This is a genomic window from Arthrobacter sp. I3 (assembly GCF_000520575.1).
Classification (GTDB): Bacteria; Actinomycetota; Actinomycetes; order Actinomycetales; family Micrococcaceae; genus Arthrobacter; species Arthrobacter humicola_A.
The window spans coordinates 7,308-14,611 of sequence record NZ_KI914912.1; the positions used below are offsets into that span (position 1 = coordinate 7,308).

Here is a 7,304-nt window from a genome sequence, read left to right on the forward strand (position 1 = left end):
TCGCGCCCCGCCTTTGCTGGTCATTGCCGCATCCTGCAGTTCACGCCGGCCCGCCCAAGGCCGCGACAGCACAATCTTAGGTACCAATGACAACATTGACTGAGGCGCCGCTAAACGACGCCGACGGACTTCTTCCGTCCAAGAAAAAATCCTCGGGTGGGGGCTTGGGGACCTACATCCTGATCCGGTTCTTCCTGATCATTCCGACCATTTTCATTCTGGTGACTTTGGTCTTCTTCCTGATGCGGGTCATCGGCGACCCCATCACTGCAGCCCAGGGCGGCAGGCTTCCGCCGGAGGCGCTCGCGCAGCGCATCCACGACGCCGGCTACGACCGCCCGATCCTCGTGCAGTACCTCGAATACGTTGGCCAGGTGGCGACCGGCAACTTCGGCACCACCATCACCGACCGCCGCCCTGTGGTCGAAATGATCATCACGTTTGGCACGGCAACCCTGGAACTGGCCATCAATGCCCTCATCGTGGCGCTGTTGGTCGGCATCCCGCTCGGGCTGATCGCCGCCTACCGGCGCGACAAGGCCCCGGACGCATTCCTGCGGTTCTTCGCCATCCTCTGCTACGCGACCCCGGTGTTCTTCGCCGGCCTGCTGATGAAGCTGGCCTTCTCCGTCTGGCTGGGCTGGCTGCCCGTCGCAGGACGGGCCTCCACCAGGACCGAACTGGCCATGGGAAGCCTGGCCGCACCGACCGGGATCTACTGGCTGGATGCCTTGCGCAGCGGCAACATGGCCGCGTTCGGCGATGTCGCGGCCCATTCGGTTCTCCCCGCACTCACCCTCGGGCTGCTGACGGCAGGGGTCTTCCTGCGGCTGGTCCGCACCAACGTCATCGGCACGCTCGGCAAGGATTACGTCGAGGCCGGCAGGTCCCGTGGCGTCAGTAATTACCGGCTCGTGACCAAGCATGCCTACAAGCCTGCCCTCATCCCGATCATCACTGTCATGGGGCTCCAGATTGCCCTCCTGCTCGGCGGCGCCGTCCTCACGGAGTCCACCTTCGAGTGGAAGGGCCTCGGCTACCAGCTGGTGCAATACCTGAACGCCCGCGACTTCGTCGCCGTCCAGGGAATCGTCGTGATGCTGGCGGTCATCGTTGCCGTCACGAACTTCATCGTGGACGTCGTCGCAGCCCTGATCGACCCGCGAGTGAGGTACTAGCCATGAATGCAACCAAAGTAAGCGGGCGCAAGCAGCCCCTCATCTACCGGCTGCCGGTGATCTCGCATTTCCGCTCGAGCGTCGGACTGCAACGAGGCATGCTCGTCACGGGCATGGTGCTGGCCGCCCTCTTCCTGCTCGTCGCCGTGTTTGCGCCGTGGATCGCGCCCTACGGGTTTGCCCAGCTCAGCGACGCCGCCGGTCCCTTCCCGACACAGCAGCCCCCCAGCCCGGCCCACATCTGGGGCACCACGGTTGGTGGCTATGACGTCTATTCCCGGGTGCTCTGGGGTGCCCAGACGGCCGCCGTGGTGATCATCGTGGCCGTCGCGATGTCGATCTTCCTCGGCGTAGCCCTCGGCCTCGTCAGCGGCTACTTCGGCGGCTGGCTGGACCGGGTGTTCGTGGTGATCGCCGACGCGATCTACGCTTTCCCGTCACTGCTCCTGGCCATCGTGATGTCAATCGTCATCAGCCACGGGCAGTCCAGTTTCTGGGGAGGCATTGTCGCCTGCTCCATCTCCATCTCGGTGGTGTTCGTCCCGCAGTACTTCCGGGTCATCCGTGCCGAAACCATCCGGCTGAAGGCGGAGCCGTACGTCGAATCAGCCAAGGTGGTGGGTGCCTCCAGCATCCGCATCATGGGCCGGCACATCTTCAAGAACGCAACCCGCACGCTGCCGCTGATTTTCACACTGAACGCGTCCGAGGCCATCCTGACCCTGGCGGGCCTCGGCTTCCTGGGGTTCGGCATCGAACCGACCTCCGCCGCCGAGTGGGGCTATGACCTGAACAAGGCCATTGCAGATGCCTCCTCGGGCATCTGGTGGACCGGTGTCTACCCCGGTACGGCGATCGTCCTGACCGTGCTTGGGCTGACCCTCGTCGGTGAGAGCATCAACGACCTCAACGATCCCCGCCTGCGGGGCCGCAAGAAGGCCGTGGCAGGCAAGGGCGGACCAGACTCCACCGCCGGCACCCAAGCCGCACCCGAAGCAGAAGCAGAAGTGAGACTTCCATGACCACCAACATCGACAAGCCCGGCGCAGGCGCAGGCCCGGTCCTTGACATCGACCGGCTCAAAGTCACCTTCGCCACCGACGCCGGGGATGTGTATGCCGTCAAGGACGTGAGCCTCCAGGTCAACCCCGGCGAAGTCGTCGCCATTGTTGGCGAGTCGGGATCCGGCAAGACCGTGACGGCCAAGACCATCCTGGGACTTCTGCCGGAGACTGCCATCAGCCAAGGCGCTGTCCTGATCAACGGCAACAACGTCATCAGCGTCAGCGAAGCCAAGCTGCGGGAGATCCGGGGCCGCGACGTGGCCATGGTGTTCCAGGAGCCATCCACCGCCCTCAACCCGGTCTTCACCGTGGGGTGGCAGATTGCCGAGGGCATCCGCGCACACGCCGGCAGCGGCGGCCGCAGCAAGGTCTCGGCCAAGGAGGCCAAGGCGCGGGCAATTGACGCCCTCCGCAAAGTTGGCATCCCGGACCCGGAAACGCGGGTCAACTACTATCCGCACCAGTTCTCGGGCGGCCAGAAACAGCGCGTCGTGATTGCCGCGGCGCTGGCCCTGAACCCTGGCCTCATCGTGGCCGACGAGCCCACGACCGCCCTGGATGTCACCGTGCAGGCCGAGATCCTTGAACTGCTGCGGGACTTGCGCGACAACTACGGGACCTCCATCGTGCTGATTACGCACAACATGGGCGTCGTCGCCGACCTCGCCGACCGCGTCGTGGTCATGTACCAGGGCGACGTCGTGGAGGAGGCATCCTCAAGGGTGCTGTTCGCCGAGCCCAGGGAGGACTACACCAAGAAGCTCCTCGCCGCCGTCCCGCACCTGGGCCGCAACTCCGCCTCGGAGGGCATGGTCGAACGCGCCCACCAGGGCGGCAAAGTGCTGGTCGAGGCAAAGAACCTGACCATCGAGTATCCGGGGCGGCTCGGCAGCCCGGCGTTCAAGGCCGTCGACGGCGTCAGCTTCACCGTGTCCGAAGGCGAAGTCTTCGGCCTCGTGGGGGAGTCCGGCTCCGGCAAAACCACCATCGGCCGGGCAATCGCCGGCCTGAACCGCACCACGGGCGGCAGCCTGAATGTGCTGGGCTACGAGATGCTGAACTTCAAGGAGCGCACCTTCAAGCCGCTCCGCAAGGAGATCGGCTTCGTGTTCCAGGACCCGGCGGCCTCGTTCAACCCGCAGCTGACCATCGGCGACTGCGTGGCGGAACCGCTGATCATCCACTCCAACCCGACCGCGGCCGAGGCACGCAAGAAGGTCGGCGAACTGCTCGAGTCCGTGCAGCTGCCGGCGTCGTACGCTGACCGGTTCCCGCACGAACTCTCCGGGGGGCAGCGCCAGCGCGCCTCGCTGGCGCGGGCGCTCATCCTGAACCCGAAGCTGCTCATCGCCGATGAGCCGACGTCGGCCCTGGACGTGTCCGTGCAGGCCGTTGTGCTGGAGCTGTTCAAGGAGATCCAGCAGGAGTTCGGCTTCGCGTGCCTGTTCATCAGCCACGACCTCGCCGTGGTGGACATGCTCGCCCACTGGGTCGGCGTGCTCTACAAGGGCAAGATGGTGGAGCAGGGCCTCGGCAACCAGGTGATGGGGAACCCGCAGCACGACTACACGAAGAAACTCATCGCCTCCCTGCCTGTTCCCGACCCCGACGAACAGGCCAGGCGCCGCGAGGCGTTCAAGGCCGTGCTCCACAGCTAACCGCCGGAACGGGCACCTGCCCGATCCGGCGCGGCCCGGGCTCCGGCCGCCCGGGCTCCGGCAGGCCGGGCTCCGGCAGGGCCACAGCCAATGGGCATGCCCACCGTTCACTACGAACGGTGTGCATGCCCATTGGTGTCTCCGCGGGTGCCTGCAACGGTGCTTAACAGCGGGAGGCATTGGCCGCCGAACCCCTAGACTGGGTCAATGACCGAGCAGAACCCCACTCTTCCCGAAATCGATTCCTACGACCCGGCGGCAAGCTCCCTGGCCGGTTCCGTGGATCCCGCGGTCATGGCGGAGTTGCTGTCAATCCGCTCCAGCATCGACAACATCGATGCCACCTTGGTCTTCCTCCTCGCCGAACGCTTCAAAGCCACCCAGAAGGTCGGCTTCCTCAAGGCCGCGCACCAACTTCCCGCCGGGGACCCGGGCCGTGAAACGGCGCAGATCGCCCGGCTGCGGCACCTCGCCGCCGAAGCCCACCTGGACCCGGCCTTCGCGGAGAAATTCCTGAACTTCATCATCGGCGAAGTCATCCGCCACCACGAGGCCATCGCCGAGGACCACCAGGCCGCCCAGGCCTCCGGCTCCGCGGACGCCGCCCGCGCTGCAGACGCCTAGCCATGGCAGCACCAGACGCGCCCGCACCGGGCCAGGTTACCGCGACCGCCCTTGGCCCCTGGCCGGGCGAGGACCCGGTCGAGGCCGCCCGGATCATCCGCGGTGAACTGGGCAGCCCGCACCTGCCGTTCCTTGCCGAGCTTCCCGATCGCGGCGTCGGCTCCGATTCCCTGGGCCGGACCGCGTCTTTGCTGGTCGAACTCGCCGTCGACGTCCAGCCGCATGGATGGCGGTTCGTGGACCGGCCCGGCAAGGACCTGCAGCGGGCCAAGTCGGCCCTGTCCACCGACATCAACATCCTGGCGGACGTGATCGGCGTCGAGGAAGTACCGTCGGACGATATCAAGATCCAGCTGCGCGGGCCGCTCAGCCTTGCCGCCGGGCTGCACCTGCACAACGGCGAGCGGGCCCTGATCGACTACGGTGCCCGCCGGGACATCGCGGATTCGCTCGCAGCGGGCGTGGAAGGCTACCTCAAGCGGGTGGCGGCGGCTGCCCCCGGTGCCCGGATCGTCGTCCAGATCGATGAACCTGAAATTGCGTCGGTGCTGGCCGGCACCATTCCCACCGCCAGCGGTTACCGGACCCTGCGTTCGGTGCCGGGCCGGGAAGTGACCGAGTCCTGGCAATTGGTGATCGACGCGCTCCGGGCCGCGGGCGCCGTCGAGACCGTTGTGGCCGTCTCCGAGGTCGAGGCGCCGTTCGAGCGGATCCTGGCGGCAGGCGCGGATGGAATCGCCGTGCCGCTTCGGGCCCTGACCTCGCGCCAGTGGGAACAACTCGCCGGCGCGGTGGAGGCCGGCAAGCGGCTCTGGGCCGGCGCGCTGGACGTGGCTGATCCTGCCGCGTCGCTGCCAAGGGTCCGCGACGTCGTGGAAAACGTCTGGCGCCCATGGCGGCAGCTGGGTCTGCCCGCGTCCACGCTGGGGGCGCTCCGGGTCACGCCGTCGGAGGGCCTGGCGCGGCACTCACCCGCCACTGCGGCGGCGGTCCTGACCCGGCTGACCCAGGTGGCGGACGGGCTCAACCAGCTCGCCCTCGGCTAGCGCGGCACCTTCGGCCGTCGGCGGCCGAGGCGCAACCGTGCCCGCGGTGCCCCCGCGGTGCCCCCGCGGTGCCCCGGTCAGACCCTGCTTTCCCAGGCGTCCGGTCGGGCGTGCCCTGGCAGGTAGCCCGGCGCCGCAATACCGCCGGGGTAGGGCTCGAGCCGGTAGTCGAAATGGCCGGCGTAGACCAGCACCAGACCGAGCTGGGGCTGGATCACCTTGACCTGTATCCGGTGCCTGCCGCCGTGCTGCGGCTCCCACCACTGCTCGGCGTAGGCCTTGGCGTCGAGGGCCGCCGGCAGCGGAACCCGGAGCGGTCCCAGGAACAGCCGCGACGCCTCGGACACGCCGCGCAGCCGGCCCTCCGGCGTGACGCTGAGATTGAGGTCGGTGACGAGCCGCCGGTACCGGCCCACGTAATCCACGAGCCCGGGCCCACGCCCGCCGTTATCAGGCCCGCCGTCATCAAAGCTGGTCGTGTCCTGGAACAGCCGGGTGGTGCCCTGGAAGAAGATTTCCCGGCGGGCCGTCATGCTGGACCTGCCGAACGGGTCCAGGTGGGCGTGGTTCTCGATCCGGAAGCGGACGCCTTCGCCGTACTCGGGGAAGAAGGCCTGCTCGCCGGTGGTGAGCCGCAGCAGGGGACGCAGCCAGGCCTGCCGGCAGCCGACGACGTCGAACACCCCCTCGCCGACGCCGTAGTGGCCGGATCCCGGTGCCAAAGCAAAGTATTCTTGAAGCTCCGGCTGCAGTCGGGCAAAGTCGCTGCCCAGGGCTCGCTGGTAGATCGGGGTGTTCACGGGTTCCTCCTGCGGTCCGGGCCGGTTCACTGGGCCTGTCCACAGCATGCAGGACAACGCGGCAATTGTCACAGCGTCCCATGCATCGGCGCGGTTCCGGCGCGGTTCCAGGCCGGTTCCGGCGGCGGCGGCAGGCCCGGTTGCACCATGCCGGTGGGCCGCCCGATACGACAAAGCCAATTCAATGGGGGAATATATAACTATGAAGGCACGCATTCTGGTAGTGGATGATGACGAGGCTCTGGCCGAGATGATCGGTATTGTGCTGCGCAATGACGGCTTCGAACCCGTCTTCTGCGCGGACGGCGCACAGGCGCTGGACGTGTTCCGCTCCTCCAAGCCGGACCTCGTCCTGCTCGACCTCATGCTTCCGGGGATGGACGGCATTGAGGTCTGCCGCCAGGTCCGTGCCGAGTCCGACGTCCCGATCGTGATGCTCACGGCCAAGGCGGATACTTCGGATGTGGTCCGCGGCCTCGAGTCCGGTGCCGATGACTATGTGCCCAAGCCGTTCAAACCCGCCGAGCTCGTCGCCCGGGTCCGGGCCAGGCTCCGCCCGGGTGACCAAAAGGCACCGGAAACCCTGCGGATCGCCGATGTCACGATCGACGTGGCCGGCCACCTGGTCAGCCGAGGCAACGACCGGATCTCCTTGACGCCGCTGGAATTCGACCTCCTCGTCGCCCTGGCCCGCAAGCCGTGGCAGGTGTTCACGCGTGAACTGCTCCTGGAGCAGGTCTGGGGCTACCGGCACGCCGCCGACACCCGGCTGGTCAATGTCCATGTCCAGCGGTTGAGGTCCAAGATCGAACGCGACCCGGAAGCCCCCGAAGTTGTATTGACGGTCCGTGGTGTCGGCTATAAAGCAGGTTCCTGAGCCTGCGGACCGCAGTGTCCGGCAGTCCATAGCAACGGATACGGCGGCGCCGGCCGA

At 67.2% G+C, this 7,304-nt stretch carries 7 protein-coding genes; 6 read left to right on the plus strand and 1 reads right to left on the minus strand.

Annotated elements, in window-relative coordinates; translation table 11 throughout:
- Window positions 1-86 precede the first annotated feature (86 nt).
- The 5 genes from Y706_RS0106710 (at window position 87) to Y706_RS0106730 (ending at window position 5,570) form a co-directional block, all read left to right on the plus strand.
- Complete coding sequence (locus Y706_RS0106710; protein WP_028275995.1) at window positions 87-1,178, plus strand: ABC transporter permease; 1,092 nt, start codon at window positions 87-89, stop codon at window positions 1,176-1,178.
- A 2-nt stretch (window positions 1,179-1,180) separates the two neighbouring features.
- Window positions 1,181-2,200: an ABC transporter permease gene (locus tag Y706_RS0106715; protein ID WP_028275996.1), complete on the plus strand. Its 1,020-nt coding sequence runs from the start codon at window positions 1,181-1,183 to the stop codon at window positions 2,198-2,200.
- Window positions 2,197-3,900 (plus strand): ABC transporter ATP-binding protein, encoded by a 1,704-nt coding sequence (locus Y706_RS0106720; protein WP_028275997.1) that lies wholly within the window; start codon window positions 2,197-2,199, stop codon window positions 3,898-3,900. Before Y706_RS0106715 ends, Y706_RS0106720 begins: the two co-directional genes overlap by 4 nt.
- Before the next feature lie 207 nt (window positions 3,901-4,107).
- Window positions 4,108-4,524 (plus strand): chorismate mutase, encoded by a 417-nt coding sequence (locus Y706_RS0106725; protein ID WP_028275998.1) that lies wholly within the window; start codon window positions 4,108-4,110, stop codon window positions 4,522-4,524.
- A 2-nt stretch (window positions 4,525-4,526) separates the two neighbouring features.
- Window positions 4,527-5,570: a uroporphyrinogen decarboxylase/cobalamine-independent methonine synthase family protein gene (locus Y706_RS0106730; protein WP_028275999.1), complete on the plus strand. Its 1,044-nt coding sequence runs from the start codon at window positions 4,527-4,529 to the stop codon at window positions 5,568-5,570.
- Window positions 5,571-5,647: 77 nt separating this feature from the next.
- On the opposite strand, the gene Y706_RS0106735 is transcribed toward Y706_RS0106730, so the two are convergent.
- Window positions 5,648-6,370, minus strand: coding sequence for a DUF4166 domain-containing protein (locus tag Y706_RS0106735; RefSeq protein WP_028276000.1), 723 nt, complete (start codon window positions 6,368-6,370; stop codon window positions 5,648-5,650).
- Window positions 6,371-6,572: 202 nt separating this feature from the next.
- Here Y706_RS0106735 and mtrA point away from each other — a divergent pair, with 202 nt between their 5' ends.
- Complete coding sequence (gene mtrA, locus Y706_RS0106740; protein WP_026538469.1) at window positions 6,573-7,247, plus strand: MtrAB system response regulator MtrA; 675 nt, start codon at window positions 6,573-6,575, stop codon at window positions 7,245-7,247.
- Window positions 7,248-7,304 lie beyond the last annotated feature (57 nt).

Coding starts and splice junctions, on each gene's coding strand:
- Y706_RS0106715 (WP_028275996.1), top strand. CDS start 1,181: ATGAATGCAACCAAAGTAAGCGGGCGCAAGCAGCCCCTCATCTACCGG.
- Y706_RS0106730 (WP_028275999.1), top strand. CDS start 4,527: ATGGCAGCACCAGACGCGCCCGCACCGGGCCAGGTTACCGCGACCGCC.
- Y706_RS0106720 (WP_028275997.1), top strand. CDS start 2,197: ATGACCACCAACATCGACAAGCCCGGCGCAGGCGCAGGCCCGGTCCTT.
- Y706_RS0106725 (WP_028275998.1), top strand. CDS start 4,108: ATGACCGAGCAGAACCCCACTCTTCCCGAAATCGATTCCTACGACCCG.
- mtrA (WP_026538469.1), top strand. CDS start 6,573: ATGAAGGCACGCATTCTGGTAGTGGATGATGACGAGGCTCTGGCCGAG.
- Y706_RS0106710 (WP_028275995.1), top strand. CDS start 87: ATGACAACATTGACTGAGGCGCCGCTAAACGACGCCGACGGACTTCTT.